Origin of the sequence: Rhodoferax sp., assembly GCF_012927445.1 — a bacterium.
GTDB lineage: Bacteria > Pseudomonadota > Gammaproteobacteria > Burkholderiales > Burkholderiaceae_C > Rhodoferax.
The window spans coordinates 378249-401817 of record NZ_JABBPD010000007.1; the positions used below are offsets into that span (position 1 = coordinate 378249).

Annotated in this window: 23 protein-coding genes; 9 read left to right on the forward strand and 14 right to left on the reverse strand. The window is 61.7% G+C overall.

Translation table 11 applies throughout. The features are described 5' to 3' along the window. Window positions 1-16: 16 nt before the first annotated feature. The 4 genes from bphI (at window position 17) to HHJ17_RS13560 (ending at window position 3080) form a co-directional block, all read left to right on the forward strand. The gene (gene bphI, locus HHJ17_RS13545; protein WP_296502058.1) at window positions 17-1060 is read left to right on the forward strand and encodes a 4-hydroxy-2-oxovalerate aldolase BphI; all 1044 of its coding nucleotides are present in this window, start codon (window positions 17-19) and stop codon (window positions 1058-1060) included. Continuing rightward, complete coding sequence (gene dmpH / locus HHJ17_RS13550; RefSeq protein ID WP_296502060.1) at window positions 1057-1845, forward strand: 2-oxo-3-hexenedioate decarboxylase; 789 nt, start codon at window positions 1057-1059, stop codon at window positions 1843-1845. Before bphI ends, dmpH begins: the two co-directional genes overlap by 4 nt. A 44-nt stretch (window positions 1846-1889) precedes the next feature. After that, window positions 1890-2081 (forward strand): 2-hydroxymuconate tautomerase, encoded by a 192-nt coding sequence (locus HHJ17_RS13555; RefSeq protein ID WP_114968210.1) that lies wholly within the window; start codon window positions 1890-1892, stop codon window positions 2079-2081. Between the two features lie 495 nt (window positions 2082-2576). Next, window positions 2577-3080 (forward strand): hypothetical protein, encoded by a 504-nt coding sequence (locus tag HHJ17_RS13560; protein ID WP_296502063.1) that lies wholly within the window; start codon window positions 2577-2579, stop codon window positions 3078-3080. Between the two features lie 476 nt (window positions 3081-3556). Here the strand turns inward: HHJ17_RS13560 and HHJ17_RS13565 are convergent, their stop codons facing one another. From HHJ17_RS13565 to HHJ17_RS13605, 9 genes are all read right to left on the reverse strand, one after another. Beyond that, window positions 3557-4291, reverse strand: coding sequence for a Mut7-C RNAse domain-containing protein (locus HHJ17_RS13565; protein ID WP_296502065.1), 735 nt, complete (start codon window positions 4289-4291; stop codon window positions 3557-3559). Window positions 4292-4369: 78 nt separating this feature from the next. Next, window positions 4370-5065, reverse strand: a complete 696-nt coding sequence (locus HHJ17_RS13570) for a DUF3334 family protein (protein WP_296502067.1) — start codon at window positions 5063-5065, stop codon at window positions 4370-4372. Window positions 5066-5175: 110 nt separating this feature from the next. After that, window positions 5176-6162: a CapA family protein gene (locus HHJ17_RS13575; RefSeq protein ID WP_296502068.1), complete on the reverse strand. Its 987-nt coding sequence runs from the start codon at window positions 6160-6162 to the stop codon at window positions 5176-5178. Further along, window positions 6159-6572 carry a hypothetical protein gene (locus HHJ17_RS13580; protein ID WP_296502069.1) on the reverse strand — a complete coding sequence of 138 codons (414 nt, stop codon included), beginning with the start codon at window positions 6570-6572 and terminating at the stop codon, window positions 6159-6161. Before HHJ17_RS13580 ends, HHJ17_RS13575 begins: the two co-directional genes overlap by 4 nt. Before the next feature lie 51 nt (window positions 6573-6623). After that, a complete protein-coding gene (locus HHJ17_RS13585) occupies window positions 6624-7730 on the reverse strand; it encodes a sulfate ABC transporter ATP-binding protein (RefSeq protein ID WP_296502070.1) in 1107 nt (368 codons plus the stop codon). Between the two features lie 26 nt (window positions 7731-7756). Continuing rightward, the gene (cysW, locus tag HHJ17_RS13590; RefSeq protein WP_296502071.1) at window positions 7757-8632 is read right to left on the reverse strand and encodes a sulfate ABC transporter permease subunit CysW; all 876 of its coding nucleotides are present in this window, start codon (window positions 8630-8632) and stop codon (window positions 7757-7759) included. After that, window positions 8629-9513, reverse strand: coding sequence for a sulfate ABC transporter permease subunit CysT (gene cysT, locus HHJ17_RS13595; RefSeq protein ID WP_296502072.1), 885 nt, complete (start codon window positions 9511-9513; stop codon window positions 8629-8631). Before cysT ends, cysW begins: the two co-directional genes overlap by 4 nt. Next, window positions 9514-10515, reverse strand: coding sequence for a sulfate ABC transporter substrate-binding protein (locus tag HHJ17_RS13600; protein ID WP_296502074.1), 1002 nt, complete (start codon window positions 10513-10515; stop codon window positions 9514-9516). It abuts the gene before it with no gap. Further along, window positions 10512-11096, reverse strand: a complete 585-nt coding sequence (locus tag HHJ17_RS13605; protein ID WP_296502075.1) for an alpha/beta hydrolase — start codon at window positions 11094-11096, stop codon at window positions 10512-10514. The genes HHJ17_RS13600 and HHJ17_RS13605 overlap by 4 nt, the downstream gene beginning before the upstream one ends. Window positions 11097-11232: 136 nt before the next feature. On the opposite strand from HHJ17_RS13605, the gene HHJ17_RS13610 reads away from it, so the two are divergent. Both HHJ17_RS13610 and HHJ17_RS13615 read left to right on the forward strand, forming a co-directional pair. Then, complete coding sequence (locus tag HHJ17_RS13610) at window positions 11233-11604, forward strand: thioredoxin family protein (RefSeq protein WP_296502076.1); 372 nt, start codon at window positions 11233-11235, stop codon at window positions 11602-11604. 59 nt (window positions 11605-11663) lie between these two features. Next, window positions 11664-12479: a c-type cytochrome gene (locus HHJ17_RS13615; protein ID WP_296502078.1), complete on the forward strand. Its 816-nt coding sequence runs from the start codon at window positions 11664-11666 to the stop codon at window positions 12477-12479. A 25-nt stretch (window positions 12480-12504) separates the two neighbouring features. On the opposite strand, the gene dsbG is transcribed toward HHJ17_RS13615, so the two are convergent. The 3 genes from dsbG to dsbD are packed head-to-tail and all read right to left on the reverse strand — an operon-like array spanning window position 12505 to window position 15901. After that, complete coding sequence (dsbG, locus tag HHJ17_RS13620; protein ID WP_296502080.1) at window positions 12505-13272, reverse strand: thiol:disulfide interchange protein DsbG; 768 nt, start codon at window positions 13270-13272, stop codon at window positions 12505-12507. 5 nt (window positions 13273-13277) lie between these two features. Next, the gene (locus HHJ17_RS13625) at window positions 13278-14114 is read right to left on the reverse strand and encodes a TlpA disulfide reductase family protein (RefSeq protein WP_296506102.1); all 837 of its coding nucleotides are present in this window, start codon (window positions 14112-14114) and stop codon (window positions 13278-13280) included. 2 nt (window positions 14115-14116) lie between these two features. Continuing rightward, on the reverse strand, window positions 14117-15901 hold the full coding sequence (gene dsbD / locus HHJ17_RS13630; protein ID WP_296506104.1) for a protein-disulfide reductase DsbD: 1785 nt from the start codon (window positions 15899-15901) through the stop codon (window positions 14117-14119). A 178-nt stretch (window positions 15902-16079) separates the two neighbouring features. Here dsbD and dsrO point away from each other — a divergent pair, with 178 nt between their 5' ends. From dsrO to HHJ17_RS13645, 3 genes are read left to right on the forward strand one after another with little or no spacing between them, the layout of a single operon-like run. Then, window positions 16080-16841 (forward strand): sulfate reduction electron transfer complex DsrMKJOP subunit DsrO, encoded by a 762-nt coding sequence (gene dsrO / locus HHJ17_RS13635; protein ID WP_366557543.1) that lies wholly within the window; start codon window positions 16080-16082, stop codon window positions 16839-16841. Beyond that, window positions 16838-17935, forward strand: coding sequence for an NrfD/PsrC family molybdoenzyme membrane anchor subunit (nrfD, locus tag HHJ17_RS13640; protein ID WP_296506106.1), 1098 nt, complete (start codon window positions 16838-16840; stop codon window positions 17933-17935). Before dsrO ends, nrfD begins: the two co-directional genes overlap by 4 nt. A 16-nt stretch (window positions 17936-17951) precedes the next feature. Continuing rightward, window positions 17952-21041 (forward strand): molybdopterin dinucleotide binding domain-containing protein, encoded by a 3090-nt coding sequence (locus HHJ17_RS13645; RefSeq protein WP_296506108.1) that lies wholly within the window; start codon window positions 17952-17954, stop codon window positions 21039-21041. Between the two features lie 16 nt (window positions 21042-21057). On the opposite strand, the gene HHJ17_RS13650 is transcribed toward HHJ17_RS13645, so the two are convergent. Further along, entirely contained in the window at window positions 21058-21693 is a 636-nt protein-coding gene (locus HHJ17_RS13650; protein ID WP_296502086.1) for a response regulator, read from the reverse strand. Further along, on the reverse strand, window positions 21686-23455 hold the full coding sequence (locus tag HHJ17_RS13655) for a PhnD/SsuA/transferrin family substrate-binding protein (protein WP_296502088.1): 1770 nt from the start codon (window positions 23453-23455) through the stop codon (window positions 21686-21688). Before HHJ17_RS13655 ends, HHJ17_RS13650 begins: the two co-directional genes overlap by 8 nt. Between the last annotated feature and the right edge of the window lie 114 nt (window positions 23456-23569).

Genomic DNA, 23569 nt, shown 5'->3' on the forward strand with positions numbered 1-23569 from the left:
ATCAAAGAGAAACACCATGAAATTACAAGGTAAAAAAGTCACCGTGCACGACATGACGCTGCGTGACGGCATGCACCCCAAGCGCCACCTGATGACGCTGGAGCAGATGAAAAGCATCGCCTGCGGACTCGACGCCGCCGGCGTGCCGCTGATCGAAGTCACGCACGGCGACGGCCTCGGCGGCTCTTCCGTCAACTACGGTTTTCCGGCCCACACCGATGAAGAATATTTAGGCGCCGTGATTCCGCTGATGAAGCGCGCCAAAGTGTCGGCCCTGCTGATCCCCGGCATCGGCACCGTCGAGCACCTGCTGATGGCCAAGGATTTGGGCGTCAATACCATTCGCGTCGCCACCCACTGCACCGAGGCCGATGTGTCGGAGCAGCACATCACCAAGTCGCGTGAACTGGGCCTGGACACCGTCGGTTTCTTGATGATGGCGCACATGGCCAGCCCGGAAAAGTTGGTCAGTCAGGCGCTGCTGATGCAAGGCTATGGCGCCAACTGCATTTACGTCACCGACTCGGCCGGCTACATGCTGCCGGATGACGTGAAGGTGCGTTTGAGCGCCGTGCGCGCCGCCCTCAAACCCGAGACCGAGCTGGGCTTTCACGGCCACCACAACATGGCCATGGGCGTCGCCAACTCGATCGCTGCGATTGAGGCCGGTGCCAATCGCATCGACGCCGCCGCCGCTGGACTGGGTGCTGGCGCCGGCAACACGCCGATGGAAGTGTTCATCGCCGTCTGCGCGCGCATGGGGATTGAGACCGGTGTCGATGTGTTCAAGATTCAGGACGTGGCCGAAGACCTGGTGGTGCCGATGATGGACCACATCATCCGCATCGACCGCGACTCGCTGACACTGGGTTACGCCGGGGTCTACTCCAGCTTCCTGCTGTTTGCCAAGCGCGCGAGTGTGAAGTACGGCGTGCCAGCGCGCGATATCCTGGTCGAACTGGGCCGTCGCGGCATGGTCGGCGGGCAAGAGGACATGATCGAAGACACTGCCATGACCATGGCGCGTGAACGCAAAAACTTAACCAAGGTAGCCGCATGAAACTCGACGCCAAAACCATTGCCGCGCTGGCCGAACGCCTGGAAAACTGCCAGCTGCAGCAGCAAGACACGACCAAGATCACCGAAGAGTATCCCGACATGGATTGGGATGATGCCTACGCCATTCAGGACGAAATCAAGCGCCGCAAAATCGCGCGCGGCGGCCGCATCATCGGCCTCAAAGCGGGCCTGACCTCGCACGCCAAGATGAAGCAGATGGGCGTGACGACGCCGGTGTTCGGCTTCATGGCCGACGACTATGCCGTGCCCGATGGCGGCGAGTGCAAAGTGAGCGAGCTGATCCACCCCAAGGTCGAGCCCGAGATTGCTTTTGTCACCAAGACCGAGTTGCGCGGCCCCGGTTGCCACATCGGCGCCGTGCTGGCCGCCACCGACTTTGTGATGCCCGGCATCGAGGTTATTGACAGCCGCTACCGCGACTTCAAGTTCGACCTGAAAAGCGTGGTGGCCGACAACACCTCGGCCGCGCGTTTCGTGGTCGGAGGCCAGCCCATGGCCGTGTCCGGCGTGGACCTGCGTACCGTCGGCATCGTGCTAGAGAAAAACGGCCAGGCCGTCGCCTTTGGCGCCGGCGCCGCCGTGCTGGGCCACCCGGCTGCGGCCATTGCCATGCTGGCCAATCACCTGGCGGAACGCGGCGAGTGCATTCCGGCCGGCAGCCTGATTTTGTCGGGCGGCATCACCGAAGCCGTGTCGGTAGAGGCGGGTGACAACGTCACCTTGCGGGTGCAAGGCATGGGCAGCACCAGCATCCGTTTTGTTTAAATACGGTCACCATCAAACCCCAATAACTTGTTTGGAGAATTTCTATGCCATTTGCGCAGATCTACATGATTGAAGGCCGCACCGAAGAACAGAAGCGCGCCGTCATCGAAAAAGTCAGCGCCGCCTTGGTCGAAGCCACCGGCACCCCCATCGCCAACGTGCGCGTCTGGATTCAAGACGTTCCCAAGGAAAACTGGGGGATTGCGGGGGTGAGTGCGAAGGACTTGGGGCGGTGAATTCTTTGAGTCAAATCGGGCTGTAGCTCTCGTCAATGCTGCGTGAGCAGCTATTGAAAGGGGAGCGGTTGGTGATGGTGCCGATGCCACTTACCCGATGGCATCGGTCTGGCGCTTGGGCTGTTCGCGCTGTTGCATCGTTCGGGGGTAAATGCCTCTGGCTTCTAGCATGGTCCCATGCAATTTTCTCGCGCCTTCCTCATCGCAACAGCGTCACTTGTCTTCGTCTCGACGCAGGCCTGCTCACAGAAACTCTCGCCGATGTCGAGGTATGTTTTCAAGTGCGAGGTGGTCTGGCTTGCACCGAAACTTCTAAACCTGAACGTTGCACCGCACACTTGAACTCACGCAAAAATTAACTGCGCTTGTAAAAAAATGTGTCCACCGTCAACGCAAGTGAACACCCCACGTTGTAGATACAAGCCGGAAAAAACTCTGGCTCGCTCATAACAGTCGGAGCTCATACGACTGTTGCTTTAAGAGTGAGTGTTAACAATGTTGAATATCAAAACCCTGATCGCTACGGCCCTTCTTTCCAGTGTTGCTGCTGCGTCATTTGCTCAGGCTCCGGCGGCTCCAGTCGTTAAGCCTGCCACCCCAGCGGTCGTGAAAGCAGAAGCAAAGGCGGATCAAGCTAATGCCAAAGCCGTAGCAGCAGAAGCCAAAGTTGACGTCAAGGCAGACGCCAAAGTTGAAGAGTCCAAAGTGAGCGCCACCAAGGCCAAATCCAAAGCACACACCAAGGCAATCAAAACCAAAACGAAAGCTCATGCCAAGGCACAAGAAGCCAATGCAAAGGATAAGGCAGTCGCTGAGACCAATGCCCAAAAAATCGATGTGAAGGCCGATGCCAAAGCTGACAAGGCTGTTGTGAAAGCCAATACCAAGACCAACGAAGTCAAGGTGGACGCAACTGCAGACAAAGCAAATGCCAAGATCGAAACCACAGCGGTCAAGGCAGAAGGCAAGGCTGATGTGAAAGCCGCAGCCAGCAAGTAATTAACTGATTGTTTTCCTTTCGAAAGACAGGCTTTGCCTGTCTTTTTTTATTGGTGCACCTGTTCAGGTGTGCGCTCCTACAGTGCAAATATTGTCCTGCCGTTGATCGCGTCGAGACAATGCGCAATTGAACGCGAGTGACAAGATACCTGGCTGTTGGGTCTTTCAGCAGTCCGACGGTCAGGTAAGGGTGCTACGAATATCGCGAACGGCTCTGAGGGGTCTTAAGCAGGTATAGCCTTCTGTACGCCCGTTGCGCGAAAAACTCCGCCCAATTGGCCTCCCGGCAGCCGGTGCCGCGTTCCGGAATTTCCTCGACGCGTAGCTCGGCGTCGCCAGGATCACTGCTGAATCAAGTTCGTAAATCGAACCCAATGGTTTTCAAATGCAAGCATGAATAGTCGCCCTGGCTTCTTGACACCTCTAGCGGAAATCAAATCACTATCCAGTCCTCGTCATCATTGTGTGAGCAGCTATTAAAAGTGGAGTGACTGGAGACCTGCTTGCCGAATCGCCGCGTCCAGCAAATGTTGCATGCGTTGCCAGTGCGAGCCTTCCCAATAGACGCGATCACAGCGCGTGCAGTGGGTGAAGTGTTCATGGCTGGTTTGAACGATGGGGGGTAACCGTGGGAGCACCAGTGACTTGCCGATGGCCTGCAAGGGCGCGTTGCATTCCAGGCAACGCGAGAAGGGATGAACGGTGCTTGTGAGCGCCAGCCGGGCCATGATCTCGACGAGTTGTTGTTCCGGCCTGAGTGCATGGACGTAACAGCCGTGAATGATGTCGCGCAGCATGAGCAGGTCGCGGTCGCGCGTCAGCACGATGCGATGCTCGCGCAGGGCGATGTCGGCAATCTCGCGATCTCTCAAGTCATTGCGGTAAAGGGTATCGAAACCAGCCATTCGTAGCAGGCGGGCGAGCCCACCGAGATGGGCGTCGGCGATGAAGCGCTTTTCCTGCGCGGTGTCCGGCAAGCCGGCCTGGGGGTAAACGGCGACGTGATCCCCGTCTTGCAGCCGCTGCTCCAACCCCGCCACTTGGCCTTGTACCGTGATCAACCCGACCTCGGTATGCGGCACGCCGAGGGCCTCGATCATGTGCTTGGTCGTCGCCTGGCGCGCGCACGGCACACTGAACTCACACGCGCGCCGCTGGGGTGACAGGAAGTCGTTGAGTGCCTGATGAAAACGAAATGTGGCAGTCACCATCGATATTCACCTCTCTGCTCGTCTGTCGTGTGGGCCTCAGTCCACCTGGCCTCATGGACCGTGCGCAGGTAACTCGGCCTACATGCCCAGCGACTTCATGAGTTCCTCGTGGTCCAGGGCCTCTACCGATGCCGCTGGGGCACTGGCCTTCTGCTCGGCGTGGGTCTGGGCGATCAACTCGTCCGGGTTGGTCACTTCGTTGACCTCAAAGTCATGCAGCTTGATGAACTCGGTGCGGTCGATCGCCAGCTCAAGGTAAAAAATGTTGTTTTTGCCGGTGTAGAAGGTCACGCGCCGTGCTTCCGGCTTGTCCAGGTGGGTGTCCACACTCAAGGCCACCTGTTTGTTGAGCACCAGCATCTTGGGCTGGTTCTGCGTGATGTGGGTTTGCAGTTCACGCCGCACCTTGCCGGTGAAATCGCCCACGATCTGGTTCATCAGTTCGCCCATGATGTTCGCCACTTCGTCCGAGGTGTGGGACGTGGCCAGTTCGCTCTTGGGCATGCCCATGTTGAGCATGTAGCTCTCGTAGAGCTCCATGGCGGTTTGCGCCGAAAAATTGATGACCACCAGGCCAGAAAAACCGCCGTCAAACAGCACAAAGCAGCCAATGTCCGGCTTCAGGCAGGTTTTGGTGATGCGCTGAACCATGCCGGAATAGTGAATCTGGCATTGGGTCGCCACGTTCAGCACGCGGGTGACCGAATTGCACAGGCTGGTCAGCAGGTCTTCGGTGCCGTACACCACTTCGGATTCTTGTCCCTTGTTGGCCATGTCAAATCTCTTTAATGAAAGCAGGGACTGTACAACACCCTCTCTTGGGCTATCAGCGGCCGCGCTGGCGGCTGAAATTGGAGGCGACCAGTTGATATATCAATTTCAACTCAGTCTGGATTTCGGCACAGCTCCACCTCACTCTGCCCCCTGCGCCAGCACGGGCTGGCGGCTGCGTGGTCGGGGTGCGGGATGCCATCGTCGTTGATCTGCGCCACCCGGGTATCGAAACTGCGCACGCCCTGTTTGTCCAACTGCAGGCGCAGCACCCAGCCGACGCGCTGATTCGCATTGTCGGTTTCCTTCATCACAAAATTGCCGACGCTGTAGATGATGGGTTTGCCCTGGTAGTGCGCAATCTCTTGGGTGACATGCGGGTGGCCGCCAATCACCGCATCGGCGCCAGCGTCGATCATGGTCCGGGCCAGCTGGCGCTGGCGGATGTCCGAGGTCGCTTCGTTCTCCCAGCCCCAGTGCATGACGGGGATCACCAGATCCGCCTTGTAAACAGTACGCGCTTTCTGGATGTCCGCCACGACCTGTTCATCTTCACTCCAGGCGACGCCGGGTGCGTTGTAGTCGGCTTCAAAACTGCGGGGCATGAATTCGCTGTAGCCCAGCAGCGCAATACGGATTCCTTTGCGTTCGATGATGAACGGCGTGTGGGCTTCTGAGAGGTTATGGCCGCCGCCAAAATGGCCAAGCCCAGCTTGTTTCAACAGGCCCAGCATTTCCGCAAAAGCGGGGCGGCCAAAATCGCCTGAATGGTTGTTGGCCAGCGCCAGCGCATCAAAGTGCTGCTTCAGGACCGGCAGCGTGCGGGGATGGGCACGGAAGGTGAAGTTTTTGTCACCCGCCGAGCCGGTGGTGGCGATCACGCATTCCAGGTTGCCAATGCGGATATCCGCATCGTGGAAAACGGACGCAAAGCCGGCAAAGGGATCCTCGCCCCGGCGGATCATCTCGCCCGCCGCATCGTCGAGCACGATATCGCCGGCAAAGACCAGGCTGACCGGGGTCGCGACGTCGGCGGCAAAACCCAGCGGACACCAGACCAGGGTCAGGGCGCTGAGCAAATGACACAAAGCAGTTTTCATGGCTGGACTCCTTCCAGCGTGCAGCTGTAGATCAGCTCGCGCTCCGCCGGGCCGGCATAAAGATGCTGCTCGCCGGTGAGCACAACGGGCGCTGCCGTGGCTTTAAAGGGCGGCAGGTATTTGGCTTCCTGAATCAGCAGCGGCTGGCGGCGGGCATCCAGGTAGGTGTAGAGCTTGATGTAATCCACATGCGCCGCGTCCCCCACCATGACCGCCTTGAAACGAAAGCGGCCACCGATCTCCACCGAGGCAACCGGATAAGGGTCGGCCACGGGACGGGCTTCGATCGTTTGGGTGCTGCCGGCATACGTCACATGGCACCGCAAAAGCGGCGCGGCGAACACGGCGTGATTGAGCAAGAGACCCGCAAGTGCGAGGGTTGCCAAGTGGTGAAGGCGTCGGTGATCCATGGCGCATATTCTGCATGATCCAGAGGCCACCCAGCCTCGTTCGTCGGGGTGTTAACCCTCGGCCACAAACACCCGCGCCTTGCGCGGCGTCAGCACCAGGGTTTCGCCCGTTTGCAAATCAAGTTCCTGGAACAGTTGCGCCGGCAGATGGGCTTCGATGATGTCGCCGTTGCCGGCGGAGGCGTCCAGCGGCAGCAACTCCAGCCGCGCAATCGGTCCCACCACAATGGCGCGCGTCAGCTTGGCGACGATGCCGCGCGGTTGATCCGCCGCACTCAAGCCGGGCGTGTAGCGCTGCACCGTCAGATCGTGCGGGCGCACGTAGGCAAAGGCCTTGGCATCCTGCGCATCGCCATGCTCGGGCGTGGCCAGCCGCAGGCCATGCTGGTCGGCGCCGATCAGCATTTCGCCTTCATGGGCGCGGCCGTGGAACAGGTTGACGTCGCCCAAAAAGCCATAGACAAACGGACTGGCCGGGTGGTCCCAGACGTGCTGCGGTGAGCCGACCTGCTCGACCTGACCAGCGTTCATCAGCACCACGCGGTCGGCCACTTCCAGCGCTTCTTCCTGGTCATGGGTGACAAAGATGCTGGTGACGTGCAAATCGTCATGCAGGCGGCGCAGCCAGCGGCGCAGCTCCTTGCGCACCTTGGCGTCGAGCGCGCCAAAGGGTTCGTCCAGCAGCAGCACCTTGGGTTCCACCGCCAGGGCGCGCGCCAACGCGATGCGCTGGCGCTGGCCGCCAGACAGTTGTGCCGGGTAGCGGTCGGACAACCAGTCCAGTTGCACCAGGCCCAGCAGTTCATGCACTTTTTGCTTGATGACGGACTCCGAAGGCCGGCTGGCGCGTGGTTTCATGCGCAGGCCAAAGGCGACGTTGTCGAACACGCTCATGTGGCGAAACAAGGCGTAGTGCTGAAACACAAAACCGACGTTGCGCTCGCGCACGTCCACGTCGGTGGTGTCTTCGCCGCTGAAAAGAATGCTGCCGGTGTCGGCCGTTTCCAGGCCGGCGATGATGCGCAGCAGGGTGGTCTTGCCGCAGCCGGACGGCCCCAGCAGCGCGACCAGTTCGCCCGAGTTGATGTCCAGGCTCACATCGCGCAGGGCGTGGAAGTTGCCAAAGTCTTTGCTGACGTTGCGAATTTCGATGCTCATATTTTTCTCAATCAGTTCGGTTCAGTTCAGACCACGGGCCGTTCCGGCGGCAAGTCGGCGGCGGCTTTCTGCTCGCGTTCAAACTGCCACTCCACGCCCGACTTGATCAGCAGCGTGACGACCGCCAGCAGCGAGGCCACGGCAAAGGCGGCGACCGACTGGTATTCGTTGTACAAAATCTCGACATGCAGCGGCATGGTGTTGGTCTGGCCCCGGATGTGGCCCGACACCACCGACACCGCGCCGAACTCGCCCATGGCGCGGGCGTTGCACAAAATCACGCCATAGATCAAGCCCCACTTGATGTTGGGCAGCGTCACATGCCAGAAGGTCTGCCAGCCGGTGGCGCCCAGCACCATCGCCGCCTGTTCTTCCTCGGTGCCTTGCGCCTGCATCAGCGGGATCAGTTCGCGGGCGATGAACGGGAAGGTGACGAACACCGTGGCCAGCACGATGCCCGGCACGGCGAACACGATTTTGATGTCATGCGCCTGCAGCCACGGGCCAAACCAGCCGTGGGCACCAAACATCAGCACATAGACCAGACCCGCCACCACCGGCGACACCGAGAACGGCAGGTCCACCAGCGTGGTCAAAAACGCCTTGCCGCGGAACTCGTGCTTGGCAATCGCCCAGGCCGCCGCCACGCCAAACACCAGGTTCAGTGGCACGGCAATCGCGGCGGTGATGAGGGTCAGGCGGATGGCGGTCCAGGCATCGGGTTCCTGCAGCGCTTCCAGATAGGCACCAATGCCCTTGCGCAGCGCCTCGGTGAACACGGCCGCCAGCGGCAGCACCAGAAACAGAAAGATAAAACCGAGCGCGATGCCGATCAGCGTCCAGCGTACCCAGGTTGGTTCGGTGGTGCCGGCTTGCGCCCGTCTGACGGTTCTTGCACTCATGATGCGGCTCCCGAGCGGCGGCGTTGCCAGGCTTGCAGCGCGTTGATGACCAACAACAAGATGAACGAGAAGCCGAGCATCACCACCGCCACGGCGGTGGCGCCGGCGTAGTCGTATTGCTCCAGCTTGCCGATGATGATGAGCGGGGTGATTTCCGAGACCATCGGCATGTTGCCGGCGATGAAAATCACCGAGCCGTATTCACCAATGGCGCGGGCAAAGGCCATGGCAAAACCGGTCAGCAGCGCCGGTGCGATGGTCGGGAAAATGACGTGGCGAAAGGTTTGCCAGCGCGTGGCACCGAGGCAGGTGGCGGCTTCTTCCAGTTCTTTTTCGCAGTCTTCCAGCACCGGCTGCACCGTGCGCACCACAAACGGCAGGCCGATGAAGATCAGCGCAATCACGATGCCGTTGCGGTTGAACGCCAGCTGGACGCCATACGGCGCCAGCACTTGGCCGACCCAGCCGTTGTCCGCCAGCAGCGCGGTGAGCGCGATGCCGGCCACGGCGGTGGGCAGTGCAAACGGCAGGTCCACCAGCGCGTCAATGATTTTCTTGCCGGGGAACTGGTAACGCACCAGCACCCAGGCCACCAGCAGCCCAAACACCACGTTGACCAGCGCCGCAATGAAGGAGGCGCCAAAGGTCAGCTGGTAGGAGGCGACGACGCGCGGGCTGGCCACCGCCGTCCAGAATTGCTCCCAGGTCAGGGTGAAGGTCTTGAACACCAGCGCCGACAGCGGAATCAGCACGATCAGGCTCAGGTACAACACGGTGTAACCGAGCGTCAAGTTGAAGCCCGGCAGCACGCGCCGGCTGGGCCGCTTGCGCACCGGCTGATCCGCCGCAGAGCGCGGCAAAGGAAGAGTGGCTGCCGTCATTTACTTGACCGTGTAGAGCTTGTCGAACTGGCCGCCGTCGTTGAAGTGCACTTTCTGCGCCTCGGCCAGCGAACCAAAATACTGGTTGACGGTGAAGAACTGGATCGGCTTGAACGTCGCGGCGTATTTTTTCAGCACGGCCGGGGCGCGCGGACGCAGCCCATGCTGCGCGGCAATCTCCTGCGCTTCGTCCGAATACAGGTAGTTCAAATAGGCCTTGGCCAGTTCGCCGGTGCCTTTTTTGGCCACGGTGCGCTCCACCACGGCCACCGGGTTCTCGGCCACGATGCTGACCGAAGGATGCACGGCATCGACCTTGCCGGCGCCAAATTCGCGGTCCACCGACACCACTTCGGACTCAAACGTTACCAGCACGTCGCCGATGTTGCGCTGCAGGAAGATGGTGGTGGCGTCGCGTCCGCCCTTGGCCAGCACTGGCACGTTCTTGTAGAGCTTGCCGACAAACTCGGCGGCCTGCGCATCGGTGCCGCCTTTGTGGCGCACGTAACCCCAGGCCGCCAGGTAGGCCATGCGGCCGTTGCCGCCGGTTTTGGGGTTAACCACAATCACTTTGACGCCCGGTTTGACCAGATCGTCCCAGTCCTTGATGCCCTTGGGGTTGCCGTTGCGCACCAGAAACAGCATGGTGGAGGAGGTCGGCGAGGCGTTGCCGGGAAAGCGCTTGGCCCAGTCCTTGGCCACCACGCCGGTGCTGGCCAGAAAGTCAATGTCGGTGGTGGTGTTCATGGTCACCACATCGGCCTCCAGCCCGTCGTTGACGGCGCGCGCCTGGGCGCTGGAGCCGCCATGCGCCTGGTCAATCTTGACGTCTTTGCCGGTGGTCTTTTTGTAATGCGCCACAAAGGCGCCGTTGTAGTCCTTGTAGAACTCGCGCGCCACGTCATAGGAAGCGTTCAGCAGCGTGCTTTGCGCCGCTACTAAATTAGTAGCTGTCAGTGCAACACTGACGAGGGCTAGAGTCACTTTTTGTTTAAATTTCATGCGGATTCCAAGGCGGAGGTTGAAGAGGGAGGCGGGACGAACGCGGCGGTGGCGGAATAGCTGTCGCCGGTGAGAGACTGCAGCAGCGCCAGCCCGAGCGGCCAGGCGCCGAAACCGGCCTCGATGTTGATATGGCCGGCTTTTTGCAGTCGCACAAATTCGCTGCCCCAGGCCCGGGCGTAGGCGCCAGCGGTGCGGACCGGGCAATAGGGGTCGTTGCTGCTGGCCACGATGATGCTGCGGTAGGGCAGCGGCTGGTACGGCACCGGCGCAAAGTCGGCCAGGATGCTGCGGCGTTCCGGGTCGGCCGGGGCCACCAGCAGCGCGCCCTGAATGCGGGCGGCCGCTTCCGGCGGCAAATGGGTGGTGGCGATGCTGCCCAGGCTGTGCGCCGCGATCACCACCGGGCCGGGTTGTTCCAGGATGGTGCGGGTGATGGAGGCGACCCAGGCGCTGCGCGAGGGCGTGATCCAGTCATCCTGCTGCACCCGCACCGCGTCGGGCAACTGCGTCGCCCACAGGCTTTGCCAGTGGCCAGGGCCGGAATCACGCCAGCCGGGAACGATGATGATGCTGACCATGAGGATAAGGAGTGGGTGTTGGTTGGGTTGGCAGGGGGGCTGGCGGATTGTGGGCGGACACCGTTAAAACTCAAACGACTTATTTCCCATTTGTTTATCGCAAAATGGGCATAACGATTTTTGCGATCATTACCCCATGAACTCTGCTACCCCGGCGCTGCCCGCTTCTGTTCTCGTTGTTTGCCTGTGTGCCGAGTGGTGCGGCGTCTGTCGCGACTACCGCGGCCGCTTCGAGGCGGTGCAGGCCAAATTCCCGCAAGCGCAATTTCTTTGGATTGATGTGGAAGACGAGGCCGACCTGCTTGACCCGCTGGACGTGGAAGACTTTCCGACGCTGCTGCTGGCCGTGGGCGATGCGCCCCGCTTTTTTGGCCCGGTGACGCCGCAGCTGGAAATGCTGGAGCGCCTGGTCCGCGCGCAGATCGAGCACCCGGAGGCGCCGGCGCTGGCCAACCCGGCCATTGTCGCGCTGGTGGCCCGCATTCGGGCCGAGAAAAAGACGCCCTAGCGTTGCGCTCTGTGTATTTCGGCCGTCTAATTTAGGTTCATAACATCTAGGAGCAAGCCATGAAGAATTTGTCTCAACTGTCAGCCGCAGTTGTCACTGCTTTTTTATCGCTGAACGCTGGCGCACAGACCGCCGCTGAGTTCAAGGTGCCGCCAGATTCCAGTATTCCTTCCGGTCCCCGAGGCCTCGCCATCCAGGAGGGTAAAAAGCTTCTGACCGAGACGCACCAACGGCTGCCGAAGAATGTGGGCAATGGCCTTAACTGCACCAACTGCCATTTAGCCGGTGGCACTGTCGCCAACTCATCCCCGTGGGTTGGCATCTGGGGCGTCTTTCCTGAATACCGTTCGCGCAGCGCGAAAATCAATTCCCTGCAGGAGCGGGTGAACGACTGCTTCGAGCGTTCGATGAACGGAAAAGCACTGCCCTACAACTCGCCGGAGATGAACAACATCCTGGCCTACATGCAATGGTTGTCGTCGGGCGTGCCCACGGGTGTGAGCGTGAAAGGCCGCGGCTTTGGCGCCATCGACCAAAAGCTCAAGCCGGACGCCAGCCATGGCAAACTGGTGTACGCCGCCAAATGTGCCAGCTGCCACGGCGCGGACGGCCTGGGGGTGAAGAATCCGGCCGGTGGCTATGCCTTCCCGCCGGTTTGGGGTAAGGCGTCGTTCAACGATGGTGCCGGGATGGCCCGCACCTTTACGGCAGCGGCCTTCGTCAAACACAATATGCCCTTGGGACAAGGTGGCACGCTGACCGACCAGGAGGCGGTGGATGTGGCGGAGTTCTTCACCCACCAGCCTCGGCCGGTCTATCCTGGTAAAGCCAAAGACTGGCCGAAAGGCGACAAGCCGAAGGATGCGCGTAGCTGAACGGCGTCAAGCGTCGCCAGCCGGATCAGCGCGGCCCCAGAATTCGATTCAGCATCTCTGCCGATGGCGCCCCTTTCATGCTTTTCAGGTAGCCGTCTTCGTCTTTATAAAGAATCGCCGGGGTGGCTGCAAAGCCCAGTTGCTGCATCAACTGGGCGTTGGCCTCAAGTTGGGCGCTGATCTTGGGTGCAATCTGCGCCAGCGGTTTCATGCCGCCGCTGCGTTGTTGTTGCTCGTGTTGGGCCAATGCCGCCTGCGGGTCCGGGGCCGCAAGCAGCGCGGCCGCTTTCCCGGCACTGGTCGGTGTGAGGATGGCCACCATGATGTGGCGCAGCTGTACCTTGCCGGCCTGGACCCAGGGCCGGGCATCGTTCCAGAACTTGTTGCAGTACGGGCAATTTGGATCGGTGAAGGTGTAAATGACACGCGGGGCACTCTTGGCGCCATCGGCAATCCAGGTGCTGCCTTCCAGCTGCTTCCAGGTTTTCGCGGTCAGGGGTTTGTTCACCAGGCGGTTCAACGGTTCTTCGCTCAACTCCACCCCTTTGCCGTCGATCATGGTGCCGATGATGGCTTGCTTGCCGTCCGGGGTGACGTAGATGGCCAGCGGTTGCTGCCGGATCAGGCCGGCATAGCCGGTCAGTCCGCCGGGCGCTTCAAAAGTGCCCATCACCTCGACGCCCTGGGCTTCGAGGGCCTTGATCGGGGCCGGCCAGTCTTTGGCTTGAGCGCCCAGGGCGAGGCCGAGCGCGGCCAGTAAAACGGCAAGCTGGGTCGTTGGTTTTTTCATCATGGTCGTTATTCCTTGGTTAAGGGGTCGGTGCGCGTGCGCAATTGGTTTAATTTGCTGGCCAGCGAAGCGGCCGACAGTTCACCCAGGTGGGTATCGACCAGCTGGCCGCTGGCGTCGTAGAACAGTGTGGTGGGGAGGGCGGTCGAGCCGATGGCGCGGCCCAGCGCGGTCCCCGGGTCAAGCAGGACGTTGGCCAGATTCAGCTGGCCGGCGCTCAGGTAGCGCAGGGCGGCGGCGCTGTCTTCACCCTGGTTGGCGAAGACAAACGTGACTTGTGTTTCTTGCTGCTGTGCCGCCGCCAGCACGGGCATTTCTCGGCGGCAAGGGGGGCACCAACTGGCCCACAGATTGACCAACATCGGCTTGCCCTTGGCCAGCGCGGCGAGCTGGGTCGGCTCGCCGGCCAGCGTCGTTAATGCCACCGTGGGCAGGCCCGGTTTGGCGGCCTTGTCCACGGCCCCCATCACGCCAAACATCGCGCCCCAGGCCAGCAGCCCTGCCGTCATTCCCCAGATCAGCGGCTGGCGCATCAGTGGCCGTCGCCAGCCGCGCCAGATCGCCACGCTTAACGCCGCCACCAGCCCTGCCCACGGGGTAAAGCCGCCATCGCGGATGTCCAGCATCGACCACGGTGCGTTCCGGTACAGCTCAAACCAGGTTGCAATAAAGGCCAGCCGTGCCGCCAGCAAGGCCGCCCACAACATGTCGATCAGGCTGTTGCCGATGCCGATTTGCTGACGCCGACCGACCAGGTGGCCAACGCCGGTGGCGACCAGCAAGGCGGCCAGCAACAGCAAATGACTGACCTGCAAGGCAAAGGGACCCAGGTTAACGTTCAGCATGTTCAATTTCCTTGTTTTGCCTGTGCCAGGCGGGCGAGAAATTCGTCGGCACTGAGCTCTCCGATGATGCGCTCGGCACGGCGCTCTTTGCCATCGGGACCGATCAGCAGCATGGTGGGCGGGCCGAGAATCTGGTGGGTGCGCATCAGGGTCTGGTCATCGGCATTGTTGGCGGTGACGTCCGGGCGCAACAATTGCATGTCGCTTAAAGCTTGCTGCACACGCGGGTCGGCAAACACCTCGCGTTCGATCACGCCGCACGACACGCACCAGTCGGCGTAGAAATCCACCAGCGTCCACTGGCCGCGTTGGCCCGCTGCGGCGACCTGTGCATCGAGCGCTTGCGTTGTCTTGACCGGTTCGAAGCGGCTCATAAAATTATTTTTGGCGGACGCCGGGGCGAGCGTGCTGGCACTGGCGCCGATGTTCAGTGGCTGCAGGGGGTCATGGGCGCCACCGGCCGCACCGATCACCATAGAGCCGCCCCACAGCCCCAGCAGCAAGGCCAGGAAGCGAGAGAACAAGCGCCCCCTGTCGGTACCGAGTTTGTGAACCAGTGCCAGCAAACTGAGGGCCATCGCCAGCAGCCAGGCGCCCCACAGGCCCAGCGTCAGTGCCGCTGGCAAGACGCGCGCCACAAAAAAGATGGCAGTGCCCAGCAGGATGAAACCGAACAGCGCCTTAACCCGGTTCATCCAGTCGCCGGGGCGCGGCAGCAGCCGGGCCCCGAGGGTCCCGACCAGCAACAGGGGCACCCCCATGCCCAGCCCCATGGCAAATAGGACCAGGGCGCCGGTCAGCACATCGCCGGTATTGCCGATATAAAGCAGGGCGCCGGCCAGCGGCGCGGTCATGCAGGGGCCGACCAGCAGCGCCGACAGCACGCCCATCGTCGCGGCGCCGGTAACGGTGCCGCCGCGCTGGCCCTGGCTGGCATGGTTCAGGCGGTTGCGCAGCACGGCGGGCAGTTGCAGTTCGTAAAAACCAAACATGGACAGGGCCAGCCCGACAAAGACCAGACCGAAGCTGCCGAGCACCCACCGGTTTTGCAACACGGCCTGCAGATTGGCGCCAGCCAGCGCCGCCGCCGCGCCGACCCCGGCATAGACCAGCGCCATCGGCAGCACGAAGGCCAGCGACAGCATCAAGCCGCGTTTCGGACTCGCGCCGCTGCCCGCGATCAGGCTGGAGAGAATCGGCACCATTGGCAAAACACAGGGTGTGAACGTCATCAGCAAGCCCAGTCCGAAGAACACCAGCAACATCCAGCCCAGGTTGAGGCGTGACAGCCGCTCGGCCAGGTCCTGATCCTCGCCCAAAGTGCTGCTCCCGGTTTGCGGCACCTTGGCCGTGGTCATGCTCGCCTCAACCGCGGGTGTCGCGGCGACATCGGCCAAAGCCACGCGCCGGGTTTGCGGCGGGTAGCACAGACCGGCCTCGGCGCACCCCTGCCAGCCGATCGTCAGGGTCTGGGCCTGCGGTGCCGTGAGTAGAACCGCGACTTTGTCGTGGTAGACCTCGCTCTCGCCGTAGGTCTCATCGGTCTTGAGGGTGCCGGCTGGCCACTCGACTTTGAGCGGACTGCCGACGGGGTCCACGGCGACCTTCATTTGCTGGCGATAGAGGTAATAGCCGGGGCTGATGTCCCAGTTCAGACGCAGTTGGCCATCGGCCTGCTTGCTGACGCTCAGCTGAAAAGCCTCTTCTGGCTGCAGAAAATCCGGTTGGGCCTGCGCTGGCAGCGCCCACAAGAAGGTCAAAACGACCGACCACAACAAACGCAGCATAAGCGCCTCATAAATCAAATGAAGCGCCCATCTTTGCGTTGCCAGATTAAGGCAACGTTAACGGTTGATGCGGTGAGCTATAGGGAAAATCATCTAGTCGACTGACCTATGACCCCAATAGCAGCCGGGTCATTCCGCCCCTAAGCTGACAGCAACCCTTGAACCAAGGAAAGTTGTCATGAAAATAGAAGCTATCAGCCCCACCGACCCGCTTGAGTCTTCCTCGAGACGGTCGTTTTTGCGTGGGATTCCCGTCGTCACCATGGGGGCCGTGAGCGTGCCAAGCGCCGCCTTTGCCGCGCAGTCCGGCCCGCATTGGGGCATGCTCATCGACATCCGCAAGTGCATCGGCTGCCAGGCCTGCACCATGGCCTGCATTAACGAAAACGAGGTGCCCGAAGGCAGCTTTCGCACCATCGTCTCCACCTACAGCGTCAAACAGAGCGATCAGGCCGCGCAGCCGGCGGGCACCTACGTCCTGCCGCGTTTGTGCAATCACTGCGACAACCCGCCGTGCATCCCGGTGTGTCCGGTCGGCGCCACCTTCAAGCGGGAGGACGGTCTGGTACTGGTCGACGGCGACCGCTGCGTCGGCTGCGCCTACTGCGTTCAGGCCTGTCCCTATGACGCCCGCTTTATCAATCACCACACTGGCAAAGCGGACAAATGCACCTTCTGCGGCCACCGACTGGAGGCCGGTTTGCTGCCGGCCTGCGTTGAAACCTGCGTCGGCGGCGCGCGGATTTTCGGTGATCTGAACGATCCCAACGGCGAGTTGCGGTTGCGCATGAACACCGCCAGTGATCAATTGAAGGTGCTCAAGCCCGAACTCGGCACCAAGCCCCGCGTCTACTACATCGGCCTGGACGAACGCTTTCAGGGCAAGGTGGAGGGTCAGGGCGCACTGTGGAAACCTGCAACCCATGGAGACGAATCATGAACCCGACCATTGTTGAAACCGTCAATGTTGTCCGCGAAGTCGCCTGGCTGCCGTGGGCCGTCCAGTATTTCTTTCTCATTGGCCTGTCGTATGGCGCATTCCTGGTCTCGTTGCCGGGCATCGTCTGGCGGCGTACCGGCTGGATCGGGATTTCACGGGTTGCCTTGCTCGCCGCGCTGCTCTGCGGCCTGACGGCGCCGGTGGCGCTGCTGGCCGACCTGCACCAACCGGGTCGCTTTTATCACTTTTACCTGTACTTCACTCCTTCCTCATGGATGTCCTGGGGTGCGTTCTTCATCCCGATCTATCTGGGCGGGCTGATCCTGTTCGCCTGGCTGGCTTTCCGACCATTGCTGGCGCAACAGGCGGCGGATGACGCCCTGTCGCCGCGCCTGGCCCGTCTTTGCCGACTGATGGCCTATGGTGGATTCGAAAGCCGGGGTGCGCTGCTCGCCGCCGCCGCCCTGGCCTTCGTTGGTGCCTCGCTGGTTGCGGTGTATACCGGCATGGAGGTGATGGTGGTGCGAGCACGTCCACTTTGGGATACCCCGTTCCTGCCGGTGCAGTTCGTGGTCACCGCGCTGGCGGGTGGCATCGGCCTCACGCTGATCCTCCAGCGCTTTGCTGGGCAGCCGGCGTCCTCAGACGATACCAAACGCCTGTCCAAAGCATTGGCGATAACGCAGGGACTGGCCCTGCTGATTGGTGCGGTCTGGTTGCTGCTCGGCCTCACGGGCTTGTCGCCGAGTCATGCCCAGGCACTGGCCCAAGTGGCGCCTTCCGCGTCCTGGCGGTTGACCGCGGTCTGGGCCGCTGGCAGCACCGCATTGACGCTGTGGCTCGCGCTGCGCCGCCCGGGCAGCGGATGGCTGATCGGCCTGCTCGCCTTGCACAGCGCCTGGATGATGCGCTGGACCATCTTCATCGGCGGCCAGGAAGTACCCAAGACCGGGGCCGGCTTTTACCAGTATCAACTGCCGCTGGGCTACGACGGCCTGCTTGGCATCGTTGGCACCTTTGGCTTGTGGATTGCGCTGTTTATCGCGCTCACGACGCTGTTGCCGGTCGACCGTCTGACCGCCAAGAGCGCGTAAGCGAAAGGAAATCACCATGAAAAATACACGTCGCCAACTCATCGCCGCAGGCGGTCTCACCGCCTTTGCCGTCGGTTTCTCGCAAACCCTGGGCCGCATCGCCGACAAGGTGATGGGCAAGGATGCGCCCAAGCACAACGTCTGGGGCAATGCCGCTGCGCCCGAGTTCACGGTTGATCCCATCACTGGCAAGCTGCAGCCCAACCCCGCGCAGCAGGTCAGCTACACGGCCTGCCTGGGCTGCACCACCCAGTGCGGTGTGCGGGTGCGCATCGACAAGGCTTCGGGCCGCATCATCCGCGTGGCGGGCAATCCCTACAGTCCACTCTCGACCGAGCCCCACCTGCCGATGAAGGCCTCCGTCAAGGAAAGCCTGATCGCCATGTCGCGTTTTCAGGATAAAGGACTCGTCGGTCGCTCGACCGCCTGCGGCCGTGGCAACGCGGTGCTCTCGCAGATCACCTCGCCCTTTCGCGTGTTGACGCCGCTGAAACGTGTCGGCCCGCGCAACTCCGGCAAATGGGAGCCCATCGCCTTCGACCAAATGGTCCGGGAAGTGACTGAAGGCGGCAACCTGTTCGGGGAGGGGCCGGTCACCGGCCTCAAGGCCCTGCGCGACCTGAGCACGCCCATTGACCCGGCGCAGCCCGAACTCGGCGCCAAGGTCAATCAGGTGGCGCTGCTCTCCAGCGTCAATGATGGCCGTGAGCCGTTCGCCCGGCGCTTCTGGAATAAATCCTACGGCACCCTCAATTTTGTGGGCCACGGCTCCTACTGCGGTGGTGCCTACCGCTCCGGCTCGGGCGCCCTGTTCGGTGACATGAAAAAAATGCCGCACGGCAAGCCTGATCTGGCCAACAGCGAATTCGTCATCTTCATCGGCACAGCGCCGGGTAATGCTGGCAACCCGTTCAAGCGTACTGGCGCCATGCTGGCCAAGGGTCGCAGTGATGGCAAATTGAACTATGTCGTGGTCGACCCGGTATTGACCAACGCCGACAACCGCGCCGCCGCTGATCGTGGGCGCTGGATTCCGATCCGTCCCGGCACTGATAGCGCACTGGCGCTCGGCATGATGCGCTGGATGCTCGACCATGAGCGCATCAACATGGCTTATTTAGCCAACCCCAACCTCGCGGTGGCCGAACAACTAGGCGAGCCGTCTTTCTCCAGCGCAACCTGGCTGGTTATCACCGAAGCCGGTCATCCGCGCCAAGGGCGTTTCTTGCGCGGCTCAGACCTAGGGCAGCCAGTCACCCCTGAGGAACGCTACAAAGAAAGCGACCCTTACTTGATCCTTGGCGCCGACGGCAAACTCACTCCGGCCAGCAGTCAGGCCAGTGGCCCGGCAGCGCTTGACGCCCAGGCCAGTCTGACCGTCGACGACAAACCGCTGGCCGTGCAAACCGCCTGGCTACTGCTCAAGGCTTCGATTGAACATCAGACGATTGAACAATGCGCCGAGGCCTGCGGCATCCCGGTCGCCACCATCACCGCCTTGGCCGACGAATTCACGCGCCACGGCCGCAAGGCCGCTGTCATCGCCCACGGCGGCATGATGTCCGGTGCCGGCTTTTACAACGCCTTCTCGGTGCTGACCCTCAACCTGTTGATCGGCAACCTGAACTGGAAGGGCGGCCTGGTGATGAATGGCGGCAGCTTCAAGGAAGACGGGACGGGGCCGCGCTACGATCTCGAGAATTTCCCTGGGGCGATCACGCCCAAAGGGACGCCGTTGGGTCGCAATATGCCGTATGAAAAGAGCAGCGAATTCGCGCGCAAAAAAGCCGAAGGCAAACCTTACCCGGCACAGTCGCCGTGGTTCCCCAACGCCACGGGGCTGGCCACCGAATGGTTCACCGGCGCCCTGAATGGCTACCCCTATGGCATTCAGGCCCTGATTTTGTGGAGCTCCAACCCGTTCTATGGCGTCCCAGGACTGCGTGCACAAATTCAAAAAGACATCGCTGATCCAAAGAAGATTCCGCTGATCATCTCGGTCGATCCGCTGATCAACGAAAGCAACGCCTATGCCGACTACATCGTGCCGGATTCGCTGATGTATGAAAGCTGGGGCTGGACGGCACCGTGGAACGGCGTCCCCACCAAGGCCTGCACGGCGCGCTGGCCGGTGGTCGAACCCAAGGCGGCGAAGACGCCGGACGGCCAGGCGATTGGGATGGAAACCTTCTTCATCGCGCTGGCCAAAGCCATGGCGCTACCCGGTTTCGGGCCGGAAGCCATGAGCGACACGGACGGTAAACCGCTGCCGTTGGAACGGCCGGAACACTGGTACTTGCGCGGGGGTGCCAACATCGCCTGGCTCGGCAAGGAGCCGGTGCCTGACGCCACCGACGAGGATCTGGCGCTGTCCGGTGTGGATCGTTTGCGGCCGATGCTGGAGGCCAACCTGAAAGCAGAAGAATGGCGCAAGGTGGCCTTTTTGTTCACCCGTGGCGGCCGTTACCAGCCGGCCAAGGATGCACAGGACGAGAGCAACCCCGAATGGCAGACCAACCGCTTTAAAAATCCCCTCTGGCTCTGGAGCGACATGGTGGGGGGCAGTAAAAACAGCATCACCGGCAAGCGCTTCACGGGTTGTGCCAGCTGGCAGGTGCCGGCTTTTGTTGATGGCACGCCGATGCGCAAGATTTACAGCGAGGCGCAGTGGCCGCTGCAGGTGGTCAGCTTCAAGTCGGCGTTGCAAAACTCCTACAGCATCGGGGCCACCCGACTGACCGGCATCCATGCCAACAATCCGCTCCTTGTGCACCCGGCTGACGCAGCCAAGGCCGGCCTGAACAGCGGTGACATCGCCACGCTCAGTACGCCGGGCGGCGCCGTCAAAACGACCGTGATCGTGCATGCGGGCGTGATGCAGGGCGTCGTCGCGATTGAGCATGGATTTGGGCATCGTGAACTCGGCGCCCGCGCCCACCGCATTGGCAAGGAGCAGCAGCCGGACAAGCCGGCACTGCGCGCCGGCATCAACCTGAATGACCTCGGGCTCGCTGACCCCACCCGGTCCGGCAAATCAGTGTGGGTCGACGCCATCGCCGGCACTGCGGTACGTAATGGTCTGCCCGCCCGACTGGGGAGAGTCTGAATTCGGGCTGTTGGTTTCAGTCCAGCGCGCGCGGGTCAACCCGCAGCATCAGGCGCGCCAGTTCGGCGGCACTGCCAACCTCGACCTTTTCCATGACGTGTTGGCGATGCACATGCACCGTCTTTTCACTGATGTCGAGGTCGCGTGCCACCTGCTTGTTCGGATGGCCGCAGGCGACGAGACGGGCGACTTCGCGTTCACGCGGTGTCAGTCGAGCCAGCAAGGTCTGCGCCTGTTCGCGTAGTTGACTTGCGATCCGTTGGGTGTCGCCGTGGCGCACGGCGGCGGCAACGGCATCCAGCAAGGCCTGATCGCGAAACGGTTTTTCAAGAAAGTCAAAGGCACCCTGCTTCATCGCCTGCACGGCCAGTTCGACATCACCGTGCCCGGTCATGAACACCACGGCCGGCGTCCAGCCCCGCGCGCGCAGGGTTTGTTGCAGTTCCAGTCCATTCATGCCGGGCATGCGGATATCCAGTACCAGACAGCCGAAATCTGTCGGTGGTCTGGGGCAGGCGGTGAGAAAGTCGGCGGCTGAGGCGTGTGCAAGCACCGACCAGCCGAGTGATTCAAGTAGAAAAACAAGCGACCGGCGAAACGCCGCGTCATCGTCCACGACATGGATCACCGGGTTGTTAGAACAATCAGTCATGAATGGGGAGCGTAAAAGTGAAGACCAGCCCTGGCCCTTCGGCCGGTGGTTGGGCTGAAAGGTGGCCGCCGTGCGCTTCAATGATGGTCGTGCAGATCGACAGGCCGAGCCCCAGACCGTCTGGCTTGGTGGTAAAGAATGGCTCAAACAGATGTTCCCGCGCTTCCGGGGCGAGGCCGCGCCCGTAATCGCGAACCGCAATGTGCAGCGTGCCTTTGTCGGGTCGCAGCAAAATGTCCAGGCGGCGCTGATCGTCAGGCAAATCCTGCATCGCGTCCAGCCCGTTTTTCAGCAGGTTCAGCATGATTTGCTGGATCTGCAGGGGATCAACTTCAACCGCACAATTTGCTGCCGTGCCCTCATCGACCCGAATCTCGGGCCGGTTTGAAAGCATCCCCAAAAACAGCACCACCGTCTCGCGCACCAGCTCGGCCAGGACACGGCGTTCACGCACGGTCGCCCGTTTTCGGGAAAAGCCGCGAATGCGACTCAGGATGCCCGCCGCCCGCGCGGCCTGGCCGGCAATCTCGAGGCTAGCCTCACGAACGGCGGCATCGGTCACGCGGCCGTTGTCCACGCGCAGCACCAGGCTCTGCGCATAGTTGCCGATGCTGGCGAGAGGCTGATTGATTTCATGCGCCAGCGTGCCGGACAGCTCGCCGAGGATCGAGAGGCGTGACAAGTGCTCGACCTGTTCCTGATGCACGCGCATGCGTTCTTCAATCGCCTTGCGTTCGTCCAGCGCCTGTCGCAGAGCGGTGGTCCTCGCCTGCACCAGATACTCCACCCGCACGGTGTAGATAATCCAGGCGACCATCAGCGTCGCCAGCATGAGCACCAGCGGCCAGTAGCGGACCACCGCCGCACGCAGCGTACTTTCCTTGAGGTAGCTGTACGGCCCCGTTTGCAATTCACGAAACAGCTCATGGACCGCTTGGTAATCGGCCGGCACCGTCCACGACATGCCTTCCACTGTCACCGGCATGGCGAGTAACGCGGTGGCAACGGACTTCGCCAGGGCCGGCGGCGTGCTTCGCAGCGTGGCAATTGGCCAGTCGGGATAAAGCCGGGTCGATGTCTGACAGGGAAAATCCGGCTCGCGACGTGGCGACAACACGCGAAAACCAGACGAGAGGCGTGCCGGCAGACTTTCAATGGTGCAGGCCCGAACGATCCCGGCATCGGCACGGCCTGCGGTGACCGCATCGGTCACCTTGTGCATTGGCAAGCCGACGAAGTCGAGTTGCGCGAAGTCCGTGAAGGGGTCAATGCCCAGTTGCACAAACTCTCGCCACGCCACCTGGAAACCACCAAAAGCATTTTCTCCAACGGCGATCACGCGCTTGCCCGCGAGATCGGCCAGCGAGCGCAAATCCTGGCGGTCGGCCCGCACAATCACGGCGGAACCCACCGCGCGCACCGGTGATGGGGCCTGCGCGGTATCCAGCGTGGCGATCCGGCTGATGCCGAATTCCATTTCAAGCGCGACATAGTTGCCGGGGTTGGTGATGACGAAATCGACGGATTGGGTCGTTACCGCTGCCTGCAGCGCCGCCTGGTCGAGCTGTACCAGAACCGGGGTGTAACCCGGGAGTGCGGTGGCGAGGTGGGCAAGCAGCGGGGCCCATTGGCTGTCCATGGTCTCGGTATCAAGAAAGGCCAGCACGGCGATGCGCACGGTGCGCGGTTCGGCAGAAGCTGACAGGATCGGGCCGAAGAAAAACATCAGCGCAAGAACAAGGTAGCGGGGGGAAAAGGACATATCTAGGGAGGGGAAACTCAGCCAACGCAGCCTTGCCATCTTACCTTGGGTGGGGCTTGTCGAAGCACCGCATTGACGACCTAAGATGGTGTTGCAGGTGACCGATGGGATGCA

Bases quoted from the DNA above. Each gene is read 5' to 3' on its own strand.
- bphI (WP_296502058.1), top strand. From the start codon at position 17: ATGAAATTACAAGGTAAAAAAGTCACCGTGCACGACATGACGCTGCGT.
- dmpH (WP_296502060.1), top strand. From the start codon at position 1,057: ATGAAACTCGACGCCAAAACCATTGCCGCGCTGGCCGAACGCCTGGAA.
- HHJ17_RS13555 (WP_114968210.1), top strand. From the start codon at position 1,890: ATGCCATTTGCGCAGATCTACATGATTGAAGGCCGCACCGAAGAACAG.
- HHJ17_RS13560 (WP_296502063.1), top strand. From the start codon at position 2,577: ATGTTGAATATCAAAACCCTGATCGCTACGGCCCTTCTTTCCAGTGTT.
- HHJ17_RS13565 (WP_296502065.1), bottom strand. From the start codon at position 4,291: ATGGTGACTGCCACATTTCGTTTTCATCAGGCACTCAACGACTTCCTG.
- HHJ17_RS13570 (WP_296502067.1), bottom strand. From the start codon at position 5,065: ATGGCCAACAAGGGACAAGAATCCGAAGTGGTGTACGGCACCGAAGAC.
- HHJ17_RS13575 (WP_296502068.1), bottom strand. From the start codon at position 6,162: ATGAAAACTGCTTTGTGTCATTTGCTCAGCGCCCTGACCCTGGTCTGG.
- HHJ17_RS13580 (WP_296502069.1), bottom strand. From the start codon at position 6,572: ATGGATCACCGACGCCTTCACCACTTGGCAACCCTCGCACTTGCGGGT.
- HHJ17_RS13585 (WP_296502070.1), bottom strand. From the start codon at position 7,730: ATGAGCATCGAAATTCGCAACGTCAGCAAAGACTTTGGCAACTTCCAC.
- cysW (WP_296502071.1), bottom strand. From the start codon at position 8,632: ATGAGTGCAAGAACCGTCAGACGGGCGCAAGCCGGCACCACCGAACCA.
- cysT (WP_296502072.1), bottom strand. From the start codon at position 9,513: ATGACGGCAGCCACTCTTCCTTTGCCGCGCTCTGCGGCGGATCAGCCG.
- HHJ17_RS13600 (WP_296502074.1), bottom strand. From the start codon at position 10,515: ATGAAATTTAAACAAAAAGTGACTCTAGCCCTCGTCAGTGTTGCACTG.
- HHJ17_RS13605 (WP_296502075.1), bottom strand. From the start codon at position 11,096: ATGGTCAGCATCATCATCGTTCCCGGCTGGCGTGATTCCGGCCCTGGC.
- HHJ17_RS13610 (WP_296502076.1), top strand. From the start codon at position 11,233: ATGAACTCTGCTACCCCGGCGCTGCCCGCTTCTGTTCTCGTTGTTTGC.
- HHJ17_RS13615 (WP_296502078.1), top strand. From the start codon at position 11,664: ATGAAGAATTTGTCTCAACTGTCAGCCGCAGTTGTCACTGCTTTTTTA.
- dsbG (WP_296502080.1), bottom strand. From the start codon at position 13,272: ATGATGAAAAAACCAACGACCCAGCTTGCCGTTTTACTGGCCGCGCTC.
- HHJ17_RS13625 (WP_296506102.1), bottom strand. From the start codon at position 14,114: ATGCTGAACGTTAACCTGGGTCCCTTTGCCTTGCAGGTCAGTCATTTG.
- dsbD (WP_296506104.1), bottom strand. From the start codon at position 15,901: ATGCTGCGTTTGTTGTGGTCGGTCGTTTTGACCTTCTTGTGGGCGCTG.
- dsrO (WP_366557543.1), top strand. From the start codon at position 16,080: ATGAAAATAGAAGCTATCAGCCCCACCGACCCGCTTGAGTCTTCCTCG.
- nrfD (WP_296506106.1), top strand. From the start codon at position 16,838: ATGAACCCGACCATTGTTGAAACCGTCAATGTTGTCCGCGAAGTCGCC.
- HHJ17_RS13645 (WP_296506108.1), top strand. From the start codon at position 17,952: ATGAAAAATACACGTCGCCAACTCATCGCCGCAGGCGGTCTCACCGCC.
- HHJ17_RS13650 (WP_296502086.1), bottom strand. From the start codon at position 21,693: ATGACTGATTGTTCTAACAACCCGGTGATCCATGTCGTGGACGATGAC.
- HHJ17_RS13655 (WP_296502088.1), bottom strand. From the start codon at position 23,455: ATGTCCTTTTCCCCCCGCTACCTTGTTCTTGCGCTGATGTTTTTCTTC.